At 67.1% G+C, this 18,071-nt stretch carries 16 protein-coding genes; 5 read left to right on the top strand and 11 right to left on the bottom strand.

All coding sequences use genetic code 11. The features are described from left to right. The first annotated feature begins 10 nt into the window (after positions 1-10). Genes accC through H607_RS0106620 form a run of 3 tightly spaced genes read left to right on the top strand, consistent with a single transcriptional unit; the run spans position 11 to position 3,242 of the window. Entirely contained in the window at positions 11-1,390 is a 1,380-nt protein-coding gene (accC, locus tag H607_RS13525) for an acetyl-CoA carboxylase biotin carboxylase subunit (RefSeq protein ID WP_037989897.1), read from the top strand. After that, entirely contained in the window at positions 1,387-2,298 is a 912-nt protein-coding gene (prmA, locus tag H607_RS0106625) for a 50S ribosomal protein L11 methyltransferase (RefSeq protein WP_028874780.1), read from the top strand. The genes accC and prmA overlap by 4 nt, the downstream gene beginning before the upstream one ends. Next, positions 2,295-3,242 (top strand): DUF3426 domain-containing protein, encoded by a 948-nt coding sequence (locus tag H607_RS0106620; RefSeq protein WP_028874779.1) that lies wholly within the window; start codon positions 2,295-2,297, stop codon positions 3,240-3,242. Before prmA ends, H607_RS0106620 begins: the two co-directional genes overlap by 4 nt. Here the strand turns inward: H607_RS0106620 and H607_RS0106615 are convergent. After that, positions 3,208-3,675: a membrane protein gene (locus tag H607_RS0106615; RefSeq protein WP_028874778.1), complete on the bottom strand. Its 468-nt coding sequence runs from the start codon at positions 3,673-3,675 to the stop codon at positions 3,208-3,210. The two genes, H607_RS0106620 and H607_RS0106615, sit on opposite strands and share 35 nt — an antisense overlap. Then, on the bottom strand, positions 3,672-4,616 hold the full coding sequence (locus H607_RS0106610) for a carbohydrate kinase family protein (RefSeq protein ID WP_037989895.1): 945 nt from the start codon (positions 4,614-4,616) through the stop codon (positions 3,672-3,674). The genes H607_RS0106615 and H607_RS0106610 overlap by 4 nt, the downstream gene beginning before the upstream one ends. 223 nt (positions 4,617-4,839) lie before the next feature. Here H607_RS0106610 and H607_RS12040 point away from each other — a divergent pair, with 223 nt between their 5' ends. Beyond that, positions 4,840-5,601 (top strand): lysophospholipid acyltransferase family protein, encoded by a 762-nt coding sequence (locus tag H607_RS12040; RefSeq protein ID WP_051240730.1) that lies wholly within the window; start codon positions 4,840-4,842, stop codon positions 5,599-5,601. Here H607_RS12040 and H607_RS0106600 read toward each other — a convergent pair. Continuing rightward, positions 5,582-6,388 (bottom strand): symmetrical bis(5'-nucleosyl)-tetraphosphatase, encoded by an 807-nt coding sequence (locus H607_RS0106600; RefSeq protein ID WP_028874776.1) that lies wholly within the window; start codon positions 6,386-6,388, stop codon positions 5,582-5,584. The two genes, H607_RS12040 and H607_RS0106600, sit on opposite strands and share 20 nt — an antisense overlap. A 94-nt stretch (positions 6,389-6,482) precedes the next feature. On the opposite strand from H607_RS0106600, the gene H607_RS12035 reads away from it, so the two are divergent. After that, on the top strand, positions 6,483-7,844 hold the full coding sequence (locus tag H607_RS12035) for a 3-deoxy-D-manno-octulosonic acid transferase (protein ID WP_051240729.1): 1,362 nt from the start codon (positions 6,483-6,485) through the stop codon (positions 7,842-7,844). On the opposite strand, the gene H607_RS0106590 is transcribed toward H607_RS12035, so the two are convergent. The 8 genes from H607_RS0106590 to H607_RS0106555 all read right to left on the bottom strand — a co-directional run bounded on the left by H607_RS0106590 (position 7,819) and on the right by H607_RS0106555 (position 17,816). After that, on the bottom strand, positions 7,819-9,171 hold the full coding sequence (locus H607_RS0106590; RefSeq protein ID WP_211218498.1) for a TolC family outer membrane protein: 1,353 nt from the start codon (positions 9,169-9,171) through the stop codon (positions 7,819-7,821). The two genes, H607_RS12035 and H607_RS0106590, sit on opposite strands and share 26 nt — an antisense overlap. Beyond that, positions 9,168-9,821, bottom strand: a complete 654-nt coding sequence (locus tag H607_RS0106585; RefSeq protein ID WP_028874774.1) for a methyltransferase domain-containing protein — start codon at positions 9,819-9,821, stop codon at positions 9,168-9,170. The genes H607_RS0106590 and H607_RS0106585 overlap by 4 nt, the downstream gene beginning before the upstream one ends. Positions 9,822-9,864: 43 nt before the next feature. Beyond that, positions 9,865-12,921 carry an efflux RND transporter permease subunit gene (locus tag H607_RS0106580; protein WP_028874773.1) on the bottom strand — a complete coding sequence of 1,019 codons (3,057 nt, stop codon included), beginning with the start codon at positions 12,919-12,921 and terminating at the stop codon, positions 9,865-9,867. Beyond that, positions 12,918-13,946 (bottom strand): efflux RND transporter periplasmic adaptor subunit, encoded by a 1,029-nt coding sequence (locus H607_RS0106575; RefSeq protein ID WP_028874772.1) that lies wholly within the window; start codon positions 13,944-13,946, stop codon positions 12,918-12,920. The genes H607_RS0106580 and H607_RS0106575 overlap by 4 nt, the downstream gene beginning before the upstream one ends. A 36-nt stretch (positions 13,947-13,982) precedes the next feature. Beyond that, complete coding sequence (trpC, locus tag H607_RS0106570) at positions 13,983-14,783, bottom strand: indole-3-glycerol phosphate synthase TrpC (RefSeq protein WP_028874771.1); 801 nt, start codon at positions 14,781-14,783, stop codon at positions 13,983-13,985. Beyond that, positions 14,780-15,832: an anthranilate phosphoribosyltransferase gene (gene trpD / locus H607_RS0106565; protein ID WP_037989891.1), complete on the bottom strand. Its 1,053-nt coding sequence runs from the start codon at positions 15,830-15,832 to the stop codon at positions 14,780-14,782. Before trpD ends, trpC begins: the two co-directional genes overlap by 4 nt. Positions 15,833-15,859: 27 nt before the next feature. Next, a complete protein-coding gene (locus H607_RS0106560) occupies positions 15,860-16,441 on the bottom strand; it encodes an anthranilate synthase component II (protein ID WP_028874769.1) in 582 nt (193 codons plus the stop codon). A gap of 904 nt (positions 16,442-17,345) precedes the next feature. Continuing rightward, positions 17,346-17,816 (bottom strand): hypothetical protein, encoded by a 471-nt coding sequence (locus H607_RS0106555; protein WP_028874768.1) that lies wholly within the window; start codon positions 17,814-17,816, stop codon positions 17,346-17,348. Between the last annotated feature and the right edge of the window lie 255 nt (positions 17,817-18,071).

Below are 18,071 nucleotides of genomic sequence, written 5' to 3'. Positions count from 1 at the left end.
ACTCGTCCCGATGCAAGCCCCCCCTTTCAAGAAAGTGCTGATCGCCAACCGTGGCGAGATCGCGCTGCGCATTTTGCGCGCCTGCCGCGAGCTGGGGATCCGCACCGTGGCCGTGCATTCCGAGGCCGATCGCGAGGCGAAGAACGTACTGCTCGCCGACGAATCCGTCTGTATCGGCCCGGCCCCCTCGAGCCAAAGCTATCTCAACATCCCGGCCATCATCGCCGCGGCCGAGGTCACCGACGCCGAGGCGATCCATCCCGGCTACGGTTTTCTCTCGGAGAACGCCGACTTCGCCCAGCGGGTCGAAGCCTCAGGATTCGTCTTCATCGGCCCACGGCCAGAGACCATCCGCCTCATGGGTGACAAGGTGAGCGCCAAGGCGGCAATGAAAGAAGCCGGCGTGCCCTGCGTGCCCGGCTCCGAGGGAGCGCTCCCCGAGGATCCCGATACCATCCTTGCGCTCGCGCGACGCATCGGCTACCCCGTCATCATCAAGGCGGCTGGCGGCGGCGGCGGACGCGGCATGCGCGTGGTGCACACCGAGGCGGCGCTTCTGAACGCCGTGGCCATGACGAAAGCCGAGGCGCAGGCCGCCTTCGGCAATCCCACCGTCTATCTCGAGAAATACCTCGAACGCCCGCGCCACATCGAGATCCAGGTACTCGCCGACGAGCATGGCCACGCCGTGTGGCTGGGCGAGCGCGACTGCTCCATGCAGCGCCGCCACCAGAAAATCCTGGAAGAGGCTCCGGCACCGGGAATCGACCGCAAGAAGATCGCCGCACTCGGCGAGCGCTGCGTCGATGCCTGCCGGCGCATCGGCTACCGCGGTGCCGGCACCTTCGAATTCCTTTACGAGAACGGCGAGTTCTACTTCATCGAGATGAACACCCGTATCCAGGTCGAACATCCCGTCACCGAGATGATCACGGGCATCGACCTGGTGCAAGCGCAGATCCGGGTGGCCGCCGGCGAAAAGCTCTGGTTCCGCCAGAAAGACATCACCCTGCAGGGTCACGCCATCGAATGCCGCATCAACGCCGAAGACCCCTACAAATTCACCCCCAGCCCCGGGCTCATCACCCACTGGCACCCGCCTGGCGGCCCGGGCGTGCGGGTCGATTCGCACATTTACACCGGCTATCGCGTACCGCCGCACTACGATTCGCTCATCGGCAAGCTGATCGCGCACGCCGATACGCGCGAGCGTGCCATCGCCAAAATGCGCGGCGCCTTGCAGGAGCTCGTCATCGACGGCATCCACACCAATGCCCCGCTGCACTTCGAGCTGATGAACGACGGCCCCTTTCGCGAGGGAGGCGTCTCGATCCACTACCTCGAACAATGGCTCGAAGCACGGCGCACCGCGGCGGAGCGCAGCCGATGAATCCCGCAGAACGGCCGCGCTGGCTCAACGTCCGCCTCATCGCCCCGGCCGAGCTCGCCGAGCGGCTCTCGGAAGCCTTGCTCACGCGCGGGGCCCTTTCGGTCGGGATCGAAGATGCGGACGCCGGCACGCCGGCCGAGCGGCCACAGTTCGGCGAACCAGGGCTACACCCCGAACGCCTGTGGGATCGCTCGGTGGTACTCGCGCTCTTCGAAGCCGAAGCCGACTGGCGCGCGAGCCTCGCGGCCGCCGCGCACAGCATCGGCATGACAGAACTGCCAGAACTCCGAGTGGAGCCGCTCGCCGACGCCGACTGGGTGCGGCTCACCCAGAGCCAGTTCGAACCCATTTCCATCGACGGCCGACTGTGGATCGTTCCCTCGTGGCACGAACCGCCCGATCCTAGCGCGATCACCCTCACCCTCGATCCCGGGCTCGCCTTCGGCACCGGCTCCCACCCGACCACCCGCCTGTGTCTGCGCTGGTTGCTCGACCACGTGCGCCCGGGCGACACGGTACTCGACTACGGCTGCGGCTCCGGCATCCTCGCCATCGCCGCGGCCAAACTGGGCGCGGCGCGGGTGGTTGGCGTCGACATCGACGACAAGGCGCTCGAGGCCGCCCGCTATAATGCCGAACGCAACGGCGTCGCGCTGGAGCTGCACCACGCGCGGGAGCTGCCGCCCGGCACTTTCGATCGGGTCGTGGCCAATATCCTCACCAAACCGCTGTGCGTGCTTGCGCCGATCATCGCCCAGGCCGTGCGCCCCGGCGGGGAACTCGCCCTTTCCGGCATCCTCGCCGAACAAGCGGAGGAAGTCGTGGCCGCCTACGCCCCGTGGATCGCGCTCACCTTGGGCGCCGAAGACGAAGGCTGGATCCGCCTCGAAGGAATTCGCTCCGCATGAACGCCCTGCGCCGTGTCCGCTGCCCTCATTGCCAGACCGTTTTCCGCGTCGATCCGGCCAAGCTCGAACGCTCCCACGGATGGGCGCGCTGCGGCCACTGTTTCGAGCCGTTCGACACCGCCCGCCATGCCCTCGATGCCGCAGCCGAACCCGCCCAACGGCTCGACTTCGATCGCCTGCTGCACACCCCCGCGCCGCCCGCGCCCGAAACCAACGCGGCGACGCTGCCCGAACTCGACCAGCCGACCGTTTTTAGCCCTGCATGGGAAGCCTCTCCTGCCATCGGCTCCCCGCCAACCGAGCGAGCGCCCGAATCCGCGGCATCTGCAAACGAATCACGTCACCCCCTGGGCGAGGGACAGGTGCCAAATTTTTCGGACGAGCCGCTGTTGAGCGAACCGCCGCTCGTGCCCACGACTTTCCCTTTCGAACAACGATCCCAACGTCCTTCAACGCTCGCGCTGCTTGCCGCATTGCTCCTGCTCCTTGCGGCGCTCGCGCAAGTCGCCTATCTCTGGCGCCAGGAATGGATTCAGCTCTTTCCGCAGACATTCTCCTACTGGGAACGAGCCTGCCAAGAATTGGGCTGCACCGTCTCCCCGCCCGTCAACCTGCAGCAACTCGTGCTGGAGCATTCCGAGCTCATCCGCGAGCCCGCACCGGGGCGCTGGACGCTCACGTTCGCGCTGCGCAACCGCGCTACCTACCCCCTGCCTTGGCCCACCATGGAACTCACTCTGAGCGATGCCATCGGTCGGGCGCTCCTACGCCGTCAGCTTACCCCTAAGGAATGGGGTGCGACGGGCCCCTACTTCCCGCCCGGAGAGCGGGTAGAGCGCACCCTCGCCCTGGAAACCTTCGAAGCCGGCATCGTCGGCTACGAACTCAAACCGGTCTACCCGGTGACACTCAACGAGCCACCCGAGTCGTCCCCCCGTCGTTGACCACCCGCACCCGCTCGCCGACACGAAATCCTTCACCCTGATCTTCCTGCACCACCGCGATCACGCGGCCATTTTCGAGGCGTACCGTCACCTCGACCCCCGGTTTGCGTGTCACCGCCTCTTCCAGCGCGGCCCCCGCAAGGCCACCGGCCACCGCCCCCACCGTCGCCCCCACGATCTCTCCGCGACCACCCCCGACGCCGCTACCGGCCACGCCGCCAACGACGGCTCCGGCCCCAGCCCCCAAGGGCGACTTCGTCCCCTCCAACTGCACGGGACGGACTGCCTCGACCACGCCGTACTGCACGGTCATCATCCGGCGTGCCTCCGCCCGGCTGTAAGTTCCGCCACCGAGATCCGAGGCGCAGCCGCTCACCGCCAACATGGCCGCCAAACACAGCGGCCCGGCGAACACGAGAAATCCATTTTTCATTCCCATGGCCAATCCTCCTGATACGTTTCCTGATAACGTCGCACCAGCTCTTCGCGGCGAAGCGTGTAATTCTGCGCCCCGCGCGAGGCGACCTTGATCGCCCCGAGCACGGCCCCCAAGCGCACCGCCCGGATCCAATCACTGCCCGAAGCCACCGCATGGAGGAGTCCCGCGCGGAAGGCGTCGCCGCAGCCGGTCGGATCGACCACCGCGTCGGGGCGCACCGGCGGCACCTCGAAGCGCTCTCCCTCGACGAAGACCCAGGCGCCCTGCGCGCCTCGCGTCACGACAAAGGCTTTCACCCGCGAGGCCAAGGCCACCAGCGACAAACCCGTCCGCGTCTCCATGAGCTGCGCCTCATAATCATTGACGGCGCAGACCTGCGCCGGTTCCAGGCATTGCAACAACTGCTTGCCCGAAAAGAGCGGTAAGGCCTGCCCCGGATCGAAGGCGAAGGGGACTCCGGCCTCGGCGAGCGCCGCACAATGCGTGAGCATCCCCTGCAATCCATCGGGCGCGACGATGGCCCACTGCCCGCCCATTTTCCCCGCCACCGGATTGCGATGCGACGAAGCCATCGCCCCCGGATGAAAGGCGGTGATCTGGTTGTCATCGAGGTCGGTGGTGATGAAGGCTTGCGCCGTGTATTCCCCCGGCAGTACGGCGATCCCCTCACGCGAGATCCCCATCGCCTCGAGCCGGTTGAAATACGGCTGCGCGTCCTCCCCCATGGTAGCCACGATCACCGGCTCGGAACCCAGCTGTTTCAAACCATAGGCGATGTTGCCGGCGCAGCCGCCGAATTCGCGCCGCAGCTGCGGCACGGTGAAGGCCACGTTCAACATATGGATCTTGTCCGGCAGGATGTGCTCGCGGAAACGATCCTCGAACACCATGATCGTGTCGTAAGCCATCGACCCGCACACCACGATACGTGCCATCGCCGCTCCCTTCATCCTCGTCGCCGGAAGGAGGCGATTATACGGCAGCGACATGGTTGCAGGCGGCCCACCATCAGGGCACCACCAAAACCCTCGTGAGCCCTCACCGGGCAAAGCCGATGCACACCCTGAACGACGTTGCCATATAGTCGCACCATCGACCATTCGCGATGCCCGTTTTCCGCTACCATGCGCCGATCACTCCCACGAACCGGCGACCCCCATGCCTCGTCCCGTTTCCCGACCGATCCGCGCGCTGCGTCTCGCCCGCCTAGCCCTGCATCTCGCCCTTGGACTCGCCACCATCGCCTTGTGCTTTCCCTTCGCCGATGCCGCCCGCCGCGCCCGATTGCGGCGGCGCTGGTCGCAGCGCCTCGTCGCCCTGTGCGGCATCGAGGTTGAGCAGAATGGCGAGTTCGCCACCGGCGCCTTGCTCGCCCTCAACCACGTCTCCTGGATAGACGTCTTCGTCGTCCTCTCGCAGGTCGACGCCGCCTTCATCGCCAAGGCGGAAGTGCGCCGCTGGCCCTTCATCGGCTGGCTCGCAGCACGCAACGGAACCATTTTCCTGCGACGCGGCAGCCGTGGACACGCCGCCGCGCTCGCCCGTGCGCTCGTAGCGCATCTGCGGCAAGGGCAGAACGTAGCCATCTTCCCGGAGGGGACCACCACCGATGGCCTGTCGCTGCACCCCTTCCATGCCGCACTGCTGCAACCGGCGATCGACGCCGGCGCCCCGGTCCAAGCCGTGGCGATCCGCTACTACGATGCCAACGGTCGGCGCACCACCGCCGCAGCCTTCTACGGCCGGATGACGCTCATGCAATCGCTGTGGCGCATCGTGCGCGAACCGCGGCTGCGTGTGCGGCTCGACGTCTCGCCGCCCTTCTTCACCCGCGGCGCCGATCGCAAGGTGCTCGCCCACACCCTCGAAGCCTGGGTGCGCGAGCGCGTGACGGAAGACCTCAGGGGCCCTTCACCGTAAAGACCGCCCCATCCTCCAGCCGCACCGCCGTGAGCAGCCCTCCATAGACGCAACCCGTATCGATGCCGAGCACCCCATCGCCGGCGTAAAACCCCAGTGCCGACCAATGACCGAACACCACCTGCACGCCCAGCGGCACCCGCTGCGGCCAGCGAAACCACGGCACCGTGCCTTTGGGCGCCCGCTCCGGCGGCCCTTTCGCCTCCAGCTCCAGGGCCCCATGGCGCAGCGACACGAAGCGCATACGCGTAAAGGCGTTGACGATATAGCGCAGGCGATCCAGCCCCTCCAGATCATCACGCCAACGCGTCGGCCGGTCTCCCTTGAGCCGCAGCAACCATCCGACATCGCCCCGTAATGCCTCCTCCACTTCGCGCGCGCACGCCGCCGCCCGTGCCAGCGACCAGACAGGGCTCACGCCGGCGTGCGCCATCGCGTAGCCGAGCGCTTCGTCCACCACCAGCAGCGACCGCCTCCGCAGCCAGTCGAGCAGTTCGTCGCGATCCGGCGCCGCGAGCACCGCATCCAGGGTGTCATCGCGCGCGCGTTTGGGGTAACCAGCCGCCCGCATCAAGAGATACAGATCGTGGTTGCCGAGCACCAATTCGACCGAATCCGGCGGCAGCGAGCGCACGAAGCGCAGCACTTCCAGCGACTGCGGTCCGCGATTGACCAGATCGCCCACCAGCCACAGCCGGTCGTGCGGCGGTACAAAGCCGATCACTTCGAGCAGACGCTGCAGTGCCGCGTAGCACCCCTGCACGTCGCCGATCGCATAAGTCGCCATCCTGCGCCATCCCCCTTTCTTTTCCGCGACTTGGGCGCATCGCCGCCGGACTTGCTAAACTAACACCATTGCCCACTTTTTTGCGACGTCGCCCGTGTCCCTACGTTATCACATCTACGATGCCCTCTGGCGGCTCGCCTGGCCGTGGCTGCGGCTGCGGCATTGGCTGCGGCATCGCGACCGACCAGACGTGTCGCGCCGCTGGCGCGAACGCCTGGGGCATGTCGCCTTACCCGACGACGGCCGCGATACCCTCTGGATCCACGCCGTCTCGGTAGGCGAGACGCGTGCGGCTCATCCCCTGGTGCGGGCGCTGCGCCGCCGCTACCCACGGCTGCGCTTGCTCGTCACGCACATGACCCCTACCGGTCTGGAGACCGGCCATCGGCTCTGGGCCCACGATCCCGCCATCGTGCAAGCCTATGCCCCTTATGATCATAGCCGTTGGGTACGCCGTTTCCTCGAAGGCGCGCGCCCGAGGCTGGGGATCGTGATGGAGACCGAGATCTGGCCCAATTGGCTGCGGCAGGCCAAGCGGCAGGGCGTGCCGCTCGTGCTCGCCAACGCCCGGCTGTCGGAGCGTTCCTTTCGCCGCTATCGCCGTTTCCGCTGGTTATTGCCGCTCGAGTGGGACGCCTTCGTCCAAGTCGGTGCGCAGAGCGCGGCCGATGCGCAACGTTTGCGCGCGCTCGGACTCTCCCGCATCGCCGTCACCGGCAATCTCAAATTCGACTGGAGCCCCGAGCCGTCGGCGATCGCGCTGGCGCAGACGTGGCGCGAGGCCATCGGCCCCCGCCCCGTCGTCGTGCTCGCCAGTAGCCGTGAAGGCGAAGAAGCCCGGTTCCTGCGTGCCTGGGAAGGGTTACGGCAGGAATGGGCCGAACGGGAAGATTTCCTTTTCCATGAGCCGCCGCTCCTGGTGATCGTGCCGCGCCACCCCGAGCGGTTCGACGAAGTCGCCCGCCTCATCGAGCGCCATGGTTTACGCTATCGCCGCCGCAGCGCCTCCTTGCCCCATCCCGAAGACGACGTCTGGCTCGGCGACAGCATGGGCGAACTCTATGCCTATTACGCGCTTGCCGACGTGGCCATCATTGGCGGCAGCTGGGAACGCTACGGTGGGCAGAATCCGCTGGAGGCGCTCGCCGCCGGCACTCCGCCCATCGTCGGCCCCCACACGGAGAATTTCGCCGACGTGGTCGCCCAGGGGGTGGCGGCTCAGGCCATCGCCCAGGTACGTAGCCCCCAGGAAGCGATCGAACTCGCGCAGCTGTGGATCGAACAGCCCGACGAGCGCGCCGCGGTGATCGCCAACGGCGCCATTTTCCTCGCTGCGCATCGTGGTGCCACAGCACGCACGCTCGCGCTGCTCACGCCTTGGCTCGAGCGTGAATCCGGCCCCGAGCGGCGCAACAGCATCGACGGTCCGGTCACTCCTCGACCAGAAGCGCATTGACTGCGGCCAGGTCCTCTTCCGAAAGTCGTCCCACCGCCGCTTTGAGACGAATCTGCCACAGCAGCGTGTCGTAGCGTGCCCGCGAAAGCCGGGTGCGGGCATCGGCCACCTGCGCCATGGCATTCAACACATCCACGTTGATACGTACCCCCACTTCATAGCCCAGTTTGGTGGAGGCAAGGTTCGACAGGGACGATTGCAGCGCCGCCTCCAACGCCCTCACCTGTGCCAGCCCACTCGTCAGTCCGAGATAGGCTTGTCGGGCGCTCAACACCGCCTGCCGCTTGGCGTATTCCTCGTCCTGCTCCGCCTTGGTGAGTAGAGCCGCTCCTTCGCGCACCTGCGACTGGATCGCGCCGCCGGCGTAGAGCGGTACCGTCAGCTGCACGCCGATTTGCGAGGACTCTACCGTCTCGGTGTGTAGCGGCGGGAAACGCGACAGATCCTTCGATTTGCCGTATTGCGCCACCACGTCCACGCTGGGCAGATGGCCGGCACGGCGCCGCTGGACTTCGCGCTGGGCGATCTCGCGGTTGACCATTGCCTGTTGCACCTGGAAGTTGTCCTTCTCCGCTGCCTGCACCCAGGGTTCCATTTGGGCCGGGTCGGGGCCGCGCAGTTTGGCGTCCGGCCGCAAGCGGGCATACTTCGCCGGCAGATCGACGACGATGGCGGCCAAGGCTTGCTGCGCCACATCGAGCTGGTTCTGGGCCGCGATCAGCTGGGCATCGGCCAGGTCGAAACGCGATTGAGCCTCGTCGACATCGACGATGGTAACGGTGCCGACTTCGAAACTCTTTTTGGCATATTGCAGTTGCTCGCCGGCTGCGCGGCGCAGCTCGTCGGCCGCATCCACCGCCTCTTGCGCCGCGACCACGTCGAAATAGGCCTGAGCGAGGCGCACCGCCACGTCTTGCTGCGCCTGAGCCCATTGCAGGTCGCTGAAGGCCGTCTGCAGCTCGCCCTGCTTGGCCGCCTCCCAGTTCTGCAGACGAAAGAGCGGCTGGGTGAGTCGCACCGTCCATTGGTGCGAACCATAATCCATGTCGATCGCACTGGCGTCCAAATGATTGTGCAAGGCGTTGGCATCGAGCGCCACGTTGGGCAGCAGCAGCGCCCGTCCCTGCACGGTCTTCTCCTGGCCGGCCATCATCGAAGCACGGGCCGCCGCGTAGCTCGGATCCTGCACCAGGGCCTGCCGGTAGAGTGCGAGCAGGTCGGCCGCCTGCGCGGCAGTGGCACCGAACAGCGCCAAGCCGGCCATCAGCCCCGCTCGCTGCAGCAGGCCGCGAACGGCGCCGCGTCTTCGCCTCTGTACCCTGCTCATACCAGCGCCGGTGCCACCGGTTGCGGCACACGCAGCATCGGCACCACCGTCTCGAACAGATCCTCGTAGCGCACCTTGCCCGGCTCGGAACAGGTGTAGAGCCGGCCGTGCATGAGATGCGCATCACCGACGAAAGCGAAGAGCCGTCCGCCGGCCTTGAGGGCATCGAGCAGGAAACGCGGCACGTGTGGCACTCCGCCCGAGAGCACGATCACATCGAAGGGGCCTGGCGCTGCCAGCGCCTTGAGGCCGTCACCGGTGATCACTTCGACGTTGTCGAAGCCCTCGGCCTCGAGGTTCGCCTGGGCGCGCGTGGCGAGTTCCGGCACGATCTCGACGCTGTGCACCCATTGCCCCAGATGGGCGAGGCAGGCCGCGAAATAGCCCGAACCCGCACCGATTTCGAGCGCGACCTCGCTTTTCTGCAGCTGCACCGCCTGCAGCACCTTGCCTTCGATCACCGGCCGCAGCATCCGCTCGCCGAAACCCAGCGGGATTTCCACCTCGGCAAAGGCCAACGTCCGGTAGGGCTCCGGCACGAACTGCTCGCGCCGCACCGTCATCAGCGCCTCCAGCACCCGCTGATCGAACACTTCCCAGGTGCGTACCTGTTGCTCCACCATGTTGAATCGCGCCCGCTCGAAATCCATACTCATGCCCCCTACGACCGGAAAATGAAACGATTTTTTGATTCTAGCCCATTTTGCGCTGCGGCAGACGGTACCACAGCGCATAGAGCGCCGGCACGAAACACAAAGTGATGAGCGTGCCTGCCATCACGCCGCCGATCAAGACGTAGGCGAGCGGCCCCCAGAATGTGTCGGTCGCGAGCGGCACGAAAGCGAGTACCGCCGCCAGGGCCGTGAGCAGCACCGGCCGCGTGCGCCGCACCGCCGCCTCCACCACCGCCTCGATCGCCGTCATGCCCGCCTCGAGGTTGTCGCGCACTTGTTGGGTGAGGATGAGCGTGTTGCGCATCAAGATCCCCGCCAGACCGATGAGACCGAGTAGGGCGACGAAACCGAAAGGTTTGCCGAAGACGAGCAGCGCCGTCGCCGCTCCGATCACGCCCAGCGGGGCGGTAGCCACGGTCATGAAGGTGCCGGCAAACTCGCGCATCTGCAGCATGATGAGGATGAGCATCACCGCCACCATCACCGGCTGCAGTTTCTGGATGGATGCATCGGCCTTGCGCGACTGCTCCACCGTGCCCCCCACCTCGAGACGGTATCCGGGCGGCAGTGCCGCGCGCAGCGGCGCGAGCGCTTCCCACAGCGCCTCGGTCACGTCCACCGCCTGCGCCCCTTCGAGTTCGCCCTGCACCGCGACGAAACGCTCCCGATCCATGCGCTTGTAGCGCACTTCCTCGTGGCGCACTTCGAGCCGCCCCACCTGCCCCAGCGGCACGCGGGCGCCGTCGAGGGTACGCAGCTCGAGGCCTTCGAGCCGCGCCGGGTCGCGCACCGCCGCCTCGCCGCGCACGAGCAGCGTCACGGTGCGGATGTCGCGCCGCACCTCGGTCACCGGGATGCCGTTCAAAGCGAACTGCAGCTGCCGCGCCACTTCCCGCGGCGTCAAGCCCATGGCCCGCAGGCGCTCGGCCGGCGCCTCCAGCACCAATGCCGGCGCGCGCTCGTTCCACTCCAGATGCGCGTCGCGCACGTGAGGATTCCTTGCCATCACCGCGCGCACCTCCTCACCCAGACGGCGCAGCACCTCGAGATCCGGCCCCACCACCCGAAACGCCACTGGCCAGGGCACCGGCGGACCATAGAGAAGGCGGTGCACGCGGATGCGCGCCTCGGCAAATTCCCCTGCCTGCCGGTGCTGCTCCAAGAGCGCGATCACTTTCTCGCGCGCTTCCACCCCCTGGGTCACGACCACGATCTTGGCAAAAGCCGGATCGGGCTCCTCGGGGTTGGCCGAGATGAAGAAGCGCGGCGCCCCGCGACCGACATAGGCCGACACCGAACGCACCTCTGGCAAGGGCGCGAGGATCGCCTCGATGCGCCGTGCCACCTCGTCGGTGCGTTCGATGGCCGAGCCCGCCGGCAGCCAGATCGACACCAACACCTCCGGCCGATCCGAACTGGGAAAGAACTGCTTCTGCACCGGCCCGACCATGGCGGCCACCCCCAGTGCGAGCAAGCCGAGCGTCGCCGTCACCACCGTCTTGCGCCGGTCCACGCACCAGGCGATCACCGCGCGCCAGCGGCGGTAGGCCGGGGAATCGTACACCCCATGCCCGGCCTCGCGCTTGCGGTAGGACGGCAGCAGTTTCACGCCCAGATAAGGCGTGAAAACCACCGCCACGAACCAGGAAATCACCAGGGCGTAGCCGAGCACCCAGAAGATGTTCCCGGCGTATTCCCCCACGCCGGAGCGGGCAAAGCCGATGGGCAGGAATCCTGCCACCGTCACCAGCGTGCCGAAGAGCATGGGCTTGGCCGTCACGTTCCAGGCATGGCCGGCCGCCGCGATCCGGTCCCAGCCTTCTTCGAGCTTGACGATCATCATCTCGATGGCGATGATGGCATCGTCGACCAGCAAGCCCAGGGCGAGGATCAGGGCGCCGAGCGAGACGCGGTCGAGGTCGATCCCGCTCCAGCGCATCGCAAGAAAGGTGAGCCCCAGCGTCACCGGAATGGCCACGGCCACCACCACCCCGGCGCGCCAGCCCAAGGTGAGGAAAGTCACCCCCATCACCACCGCCACCGCCACGAGGAACTTCACCTGGAAGAGATCGACGGCGTGCGCGATCGCCTCGGCCTGGTTGGTGAGCACGGAGAGCGTCATGCCGGCCGGCAAGCGGGCCTTTTCTTCGGCCACGAAGCGCGCGAGCCGCTTGCCCAGCTCGAGGCCGTTTTCCCCGCGCTGCATCACCACGCCAAGAAGGATCGCTTCCTCGCCGTGGGCCCGCACCAGGAACGAAGGCGGATCCTCCACGCCCAAGCTGACTTTACCCAACTCCCCCACCGTGAGGATGCGTCCACCCACACGCAAGGGAACCGCCGCGATGCGCTCCACTTGCGACAGATCCGCGGGGGCGAGCCGCACGTACACCCGTGGCCCCGCGGTATCGATGAATCCCGCCGGCACCAGCGCGTTGTTCGCGTCGATCGCATCGAACACCGCCTGCGGCGTCAATCCCAGCTGGATGAGGCGGTCGAGGTCGAGTTCAAGGAAGATCTGCTCGGGTCGCTCACCGATGAGCAGCGCTTTCTGCACGCCGGGCACGCGGGCGAGCCGGTCGCGCAACGCCTCGGCCTCCCGCACCAGGTCCCACGGCGGCAAGCCGGGCGCCGTCAGCGCCATCAGGCTGAAATAGACGTCGGAGAAATCGTCGTTGACGATGGGGCCGATCACCCCTTTGGGCAGCGTCGGCCCCTCGTCCCACATGCGCTTGCGCACTTCGTAGAACAGCCGGCCGATCTCGCGCTGCGGCACGTACTCCTCGAACTCCACCTGGATGTCGACCCGCCCCGGCTGCACCGTCGTCGTCAAGCGGTAGAGATATTCCAGCTCCTGCAGCCGCTTCTCCAGGCGGTTCGCCACCTGCTCTTCCATCTGCTGCGCCGTGGCTCCCGGCCACAACGCCGACACCATGAGGATGCGCACGGTAAACGCCGGATCCTCCGCCCGCCCCAGGCCGAGGAAGGCATACAGCCCCGCGAGCGCCGAGAGGATCAAAAAGAAGAGCGTGACGGCGCGCTCGCGCACGGCAAGCGCCGAGAGATTGGGAAAACTCACGGCGCGCGCTCCTCGACCCGCATTCCCTCGCGCAGCACGTGGGTGCCGAAAGCCACCACATGATCGCCGGCCTGCAGCGGCCCGCGCACGCGCGCCGTGGCGTTGTCGACCGCCAGCACCTCCACCGGCACCGCCTCGAGGCGTCCCTCGCGCACCCGCCACACCCGCGCTCCAGCGCCACGCTCGTCGATCGCCCCCACCGGCACTTCCCAGCCCTCCACCGGCGGCTGGGGCAGGCGCACCTGTACCACGCTGCCCAGCGGCGGCGGCTCGGAGGCGAGCAGGCGATAGCGCGCCCGGAAGGTGCGCGACACCGGGTCGGCTGCTCCGCTCACCTCGCGCAGTTCGAGCGGTATCGCCGAACCCTCGGGCAGAACGGCCTCGCCGCGCGGAGGTGGCTGCCGGCCGAATCGCTCCGGCAAAGCCACCTCCACCTCCCGTTCTCCTTTTTGCGCGAGCGTGGCTACCGGCTGCCCCGCCGCTACCACCTGCCCCGGCTCGGCGCTCCACTCCATCAGCACGCCGTCGGCAGGAGCGCGCAATTCGGTATAACCCAAAGCGTTACGCGCCTGCCGTTCCTGGGCTTGCGCCGCTTCGAGCTGTGAGCGCGCAGCCTCGAGCTGCGTACGCACTCGATCGAGCGCCTGCTCACCGACGAAGTGCTGCGCCGCCAGACGCTCGGTGCGCGCGAGCTCGTTCTGCGCCAGACGCCACTGCGCCTCGGCCGCACGCACCGCCGCTTGTGCCGCCTCGAGCTGGGCGAGCACGTCCTTGGGGTCTAGCCGGGCCAGCACCTGCCCCGACTGGACCGACGCCCCCGCATCGACCAACCGCGCCACGATGCGCCCGCCCACCTGGAAGGCGAGCGGCGATTCGTAGCGCGCCCGCACCGTGCCGGAGAGCACCAGCGGCGCGGGCTCCGCCGCACGCACCGGCGCCGTGCGCACCACCACCGGCTGCTCCTGCTGCGGCGCTGGTGTCTCCTGCCGCCCGCAGCCGGCAAGCAGCACACAGGCTGCCACCATCCATCCCCATCGCCGCACCCGATTTCTCCCCCTCGCTCAGGCAAAAAAGAGCGCGCGCAAAGCGGCCCCGGGATCGGGCGCGCGCATGAAGGCCTCGCCCACGAGAAAGGTCTGCACGCCGCGCGCGCGCACGGCCGCCACGTCCGCGGGCGCACCGATACCCGATTCCGTCACCACGATCCGGTCCTGCGGAATGCGCGGCAACAGCGCCCAGGTGGTCTCCAGCGACACCTCGAAGGTGCGCAAATTCCGGTTGTTGATGCCCACGAGCCGCACGGGTAGCGCGAGCGCGCGCTCGAGCTCGTCCGCGTCGTGCACTTCCACCAGCACGTCCAGCCCCAGCTCCCGGGCGAGCAGCGCGAGCTCGCGCAGCGCCGCATCGTCGAGCGCCGCCACGATCAGGAGCACCGCGTCGGCTCCCATCGCACAGGCTTCCCACACCTGCCAAGCGTCGACGAGAAAATCCTTGCGCAGCGCCGGCAAGGTACAGGCCGCCCTCGCCGCCGCGAGATATTCCGGTGCCCCCTGAAAAAACTCCCGGTCGGTGAGCACGGAGAGGCAGGCCGCACCGGCGGATTCATAAGCACGGGCAATGGCGGCCGGGTCGAACTCGGGCCGGATCACCCCTTTCGAGGGGCTCGCTTTCTTGATCTCGGCGATCACCGCGGGCTCGCCGGCTGCGAGCTTGCGCTCGATGGCGGCGACGAAACCGCGCGGCGAATCGCGTTCGAGCCGCGCCCGCGCCGCCGCCTCCAGCTCGGCGAGCGACCGGGTCGCGCGCGCCGCGGCCACCTCTTCCCGCTTGCGCGCGAGGATGCGCTGCAATACGTCGCTCATCGCCCAGCCTCCGACGCGAACCGGCGCGTGGCGGCAACGAACTCGTCGACCTTGGCCCGCGCCGCGCCCGAATCGATTGCCTCGCGGGCGCGCTCGATGCCCTCGGCAATCGAAGGAACGACGTTGGCCGCATAGAGCGCCGCCCCGGCGTTCAAGAGCACGATGTCGCGCGCCGGCCCCTGCTCGCCTTCCAGCACTGCGAGCAGCCGCGCCCGCGATTCCTGCGCATCCTTTACCATGAGATTGCGGCTCGAGGCCATCGGCAGGCCGAAATCCTCCGGATGGATACGGTACTCGGTGATCTCGCCATCTTTCAATTCGCCCACGAGCGTATCCGCGCCCAGCGTCACTTCGTCGAGCCCGTCGAGCCCGTGCACCACCAGCACGTGCCTGGCACCGAGCCGTTGCATCACGCGCACCAGGATCCCCACCAGATCGGGGTGGAATACGCCCAGCAGTGAATTCGGCGCCCCGGCCGGGTTGGTGAGCGGCCCCAGGATGTTGAAGATGGTGCGCACGCCCATCTCGCGACGCACCGCCGCCACGTTCTTCATCGCGCTGTGGTGCGCCGGCGCGAACATGAATCCCACCCCCACCTCGGTGATGCAGCGCGCCACCGCCTCGGGCGGCAACTCGATCACCGCCCCCAGCGCCTCGAATACGTCGGCGCTGCCGGACTTGGACGACACCGAGCGGTTGCCGTGCTTGGCCACCTTGCCCCCCGCGGCGGCGATCACGAACGCGCTCGTGGTCGACACGTTGAACGTGTGCGAGGAGTCGCCCCCCGTGCCGACCACGTCCAGGAGATAATCGTGCGGCGGCGGCACTTCCACCTTGAGCGCGAGCTCGCGCATCACCTGCGCCGCGGCGGTGATCTCGCCCACCGTCTCCTTCTTCACGCGCAGCCCCGTGAGGATCGCCGCCATCATCACCGGCGAGACTTCACCCGCCATGATCTGGCGCATCAGATCCAGCATCTCGTCGTAGAAAATCTCGCGCAGCTCGATCGTGCGCTGCAACGCCTCCCGCGGCGTGATCTTCGTTCCCACTTGTCGCTCCTTTCGCAAAATTTACCTTTACGCCGGCTGCGGTGCGTGCTGGCGCAGGAAATTGGCCAGCATCTCGTGCCCGTGCCGCGTCAGGATCGATTCCGGGTGAAACTGCACCCCTTCCACCGGCAGCGTGCGATGACGCAAGCCCATGATCTCGCCGTCCTCGGTCCAAGCCGTCACCTCCAGGCACTCGGGCAGCGACTCGCGCTCCACCGCAAGCGAATGGTAGCGCGTGCATTCCACCGGATTGGGCAGCCCCTCGAACACTCCCTCGCCGCGATGGAACACGGGCGAAGTCTTGCCGTGCATCAAGCGCTTGGCATGGACGATCCTGCCACCGAACGCCGCCCCGATCGCCTGATGCCCCAGGCACACGCCAAAGATGGGAATTTCACCGGCAAAGCGCTCGATCACCTCCACCGAGATCCCCGCCTCGCGCGGCGAACACGGCCCGGGCGAGATCACCAGGTACTCCGGGCGCCAAGCCGCGATCTGCGCCGCTGTCACCTCGTCGTTGCGCACCACTTTCACCCGAGCCCCGAGCTCGCCGAAGTACTGCGCCAGATTCCACGTGAAACTGTCGTAATTGTCGATCAACAGCAACATATCGCATCCATCCTTTTGTTTTGTATGGACATTGTTCCAGAAAGCCAGCCTCGATACCCGCTCAGATACCCGCTATTTCTTTTGATGCCCTCGCGCCGATGCTCTGGAACCGGGTGCCCGACAATTGCTATTGTCACCTATGTCGCCCACGGCTCAAACCATCTCGTCGCCCGCACCGCTTGCCGCTATCCCCGCCGCTCGATGCCTGCCCCACTTGGCGCCGTCAGCGTTCCTGTGGTGGCCACAGCCGCCAGCACCAGCGCATCGCCGCCGTGGGGTTGTGGTGCAGTCAGTCGGCGCCGTAGGGGTTCAAGCGTCCAGCGCCTGCACCAGCAGCCCGCCGCCCTATCGAGCGCCTGGCGCCGTGCTAGCTGCTCCGCGCGTCCGGCAATCCAAGACGCCAGTTTGCACAGTTGCATATGCGCCAACCGCGCGCCCTGGCGCGATTCCGCGGGTTTGCGCACCCGCACCCCCGCCAATCCCCCAGGGCCCCCCGCAGCGCCGCCATAGCGCCGCTGTAGGCCGTTTTTCGTGGTGTGCCAGTAGGGTAGCTTGCCCCGCGCCAGAAAAACGGCACAGAAAGCCGCTACGCAAGCCGTTTTCGTTCTGGCGTGGGGTTGTGGCATTCCTCCAAGGTGCGCGGGGTGGCGCCGCCGGGTGCGCGTGGCCGTGCTCGAGCTTTCCTGCCGCCCCGCCGCAAGCGCTACGCTTAACCAGGCGAAAGCGTTACGCTAAAGGCATTCATGCCGTTAGCTTATTCAAGTCACAGGATTGAAAAACTGCCGACCATCGCGGATGGCATCACCCTAACCATGGAACCCGTCGGAGTACCTTTTGCCGCCGCCTGGCGTGGCCGTGAAGCGTGCTTACCGCCGCCGTAAGCGCACTTCACGGGAGGGAGTGATCAAGGCCTTGGCAGGGGATCGCCAAACGCCTGGCGCGCCGCTCGTAGTGCCGCGCGTGATTCCTCGGTGGCCTCGAACGATTGCGCCGCCGCCTGCCGCTCGGCCTCTTGGCGTGGCAAGCCGCCGTCGAATTCGGCCACGGCCGCGCGCTCTTCCCAATCGCGGAATCGCTCCAGGTAGTAATGCCGCGCCGTCGAATCCTCGGCCGCCGCCGCCAGCACCTTGGCGATGGTCGCCGGGTCGGTCTCGCCGATCAGCTCGAGCCAGCGCCGAATGCGGGTGCGCTCGTCCTCGAGCAACGGCCGTTCCGGTGGCGTTTTCCCTGGCACGTACGCCGCCGCCTCCACCGCGCCCGTCTCGGCGTGCAGCACCTCTTCGCGCGTCTTGGCGGGGGAAAAGGCGATGACGCGCTCGGTGCCGTCGATGTAGCGAATGCGCCAAGTGGTGGCGCGTTCTCCACCTCCTTGCAAATTCGTGGTTGGAAGGTTTGCTACTGCTACAGTTGCTACACTTGCTACGCTTGGCGGTTCAACCACCCGCGCTTGCGTGCTTTGCGCCTCCTCATGTGTAGCAACTGTAGCAAGTGTAGCAAGGGGGGTATCTCTCACACCCCTTTTTTCGGGTACAGTCCTTGCCTCATGTGTAGCAACTGTAGCAAGTGTAGCAAGGGGGGTATCTCTCACACCCCTTTTTTCGGGTACAGTCCTTGCCTCATGTGTAGCAAC

The organism is Tepidiphilus margaritifer DSM 15129 (assembly GCF_000425565.1).
Taxonomy (GTDB): Bacteria; Pseudomonadota; Gammaproteobacteria; order Burkholderiales; family Rhodocyclaceae; genus Tepidiphilus; species Tepidiphilus margaritifer.
This window is presented reverse-complemented; position numbering and strand designations above follow the sequence as displayed.

Bases quoted from the DNA above. Each gene is read 5' to 3' on its own strand.
- accC (WP_037989897.1), top strand. From the start codon at position 11: ATGCAAGCCCCCCCTTTCAAGAAAGTGCTGATCGCCAACCGTGGCGAG.
- H607_RS0106575 (WP_028874772.1), bottom strand. From the start codon at position 13,946: ATGGTGGCAGCCTGTGTGCTGCTTGCCGGCTGCGGGCGGCAGGAGACA.
- trpC (WP_028874771.1), bottom strand. From the start codon at position 14,783: ATGAGCGACGTATTGCAGCGCATCCTCGCGCGCAAGCGGGAAGAGGTG.
- H607_RS12040 (WP_051240730.1), top strand. From the start codon at position 4,840: ATGCCTCGTCCCGTTTCCCGACCGATCCGCGCGCTGCGTCTCGCCCGC.
- H607_RS0106610 (WP_037989895.1), bottom strand. From the start codon at position 4,616: ATGGCACGTATCGTGGTGTGCGGGTCGATGGCTTACGACACGATCATG.
- prmA (WP_028874780.1), top strand. From the start codon at position 1,387: ATGAATCCCGCAGAACGGCCGCGCTGGCTCAACGTCCGCCTCATCGCC.
- H607_RS0106585 (WP_028874774.1), bottom strand. From the start codon at position 9,821: ATGGATTTCGAGCGGGCGCGATTCAACATGGTGGAGCAACAGGTACGC.
- H607_RS0106600 (WP_028874776.1), bottom strand. From the start codon at position 6,388: ATGGCGACTTATGCGATCGGCGACGTGCAGGGGTGCTACGCGGCACTG.
- H607_RS0106560 (WP_028874769.1), bottom strand. From the start codon at position 16,441: ATGTTGCTGTTGATCGACAATTACGACAGTTTCACGTGGAATCTGGCG.
- H607_RS0106615 (WP_028874778.1), bottom strand. From the start codon at position 3,675: ATGAAAAATGGATTTCTCGTGTTCGCCGGGCCGCTGTGTTTGGCGGCC.
- H607_RS0106590 (WP_211218498.1), bottom strand. From the start codon at position 9,171: ATGAGCAGGGTACAGAGGCGAAGACGCGGCGCCGTTCGCGGCCTGCTG.
- H607_RS0106620 (WP_028874779.1), top strand. From the start codon at position 2,295: ATGAACGCCCTGCGCCGTGTCCGCTGCCCTCATTGCCAGACCGTTTTC.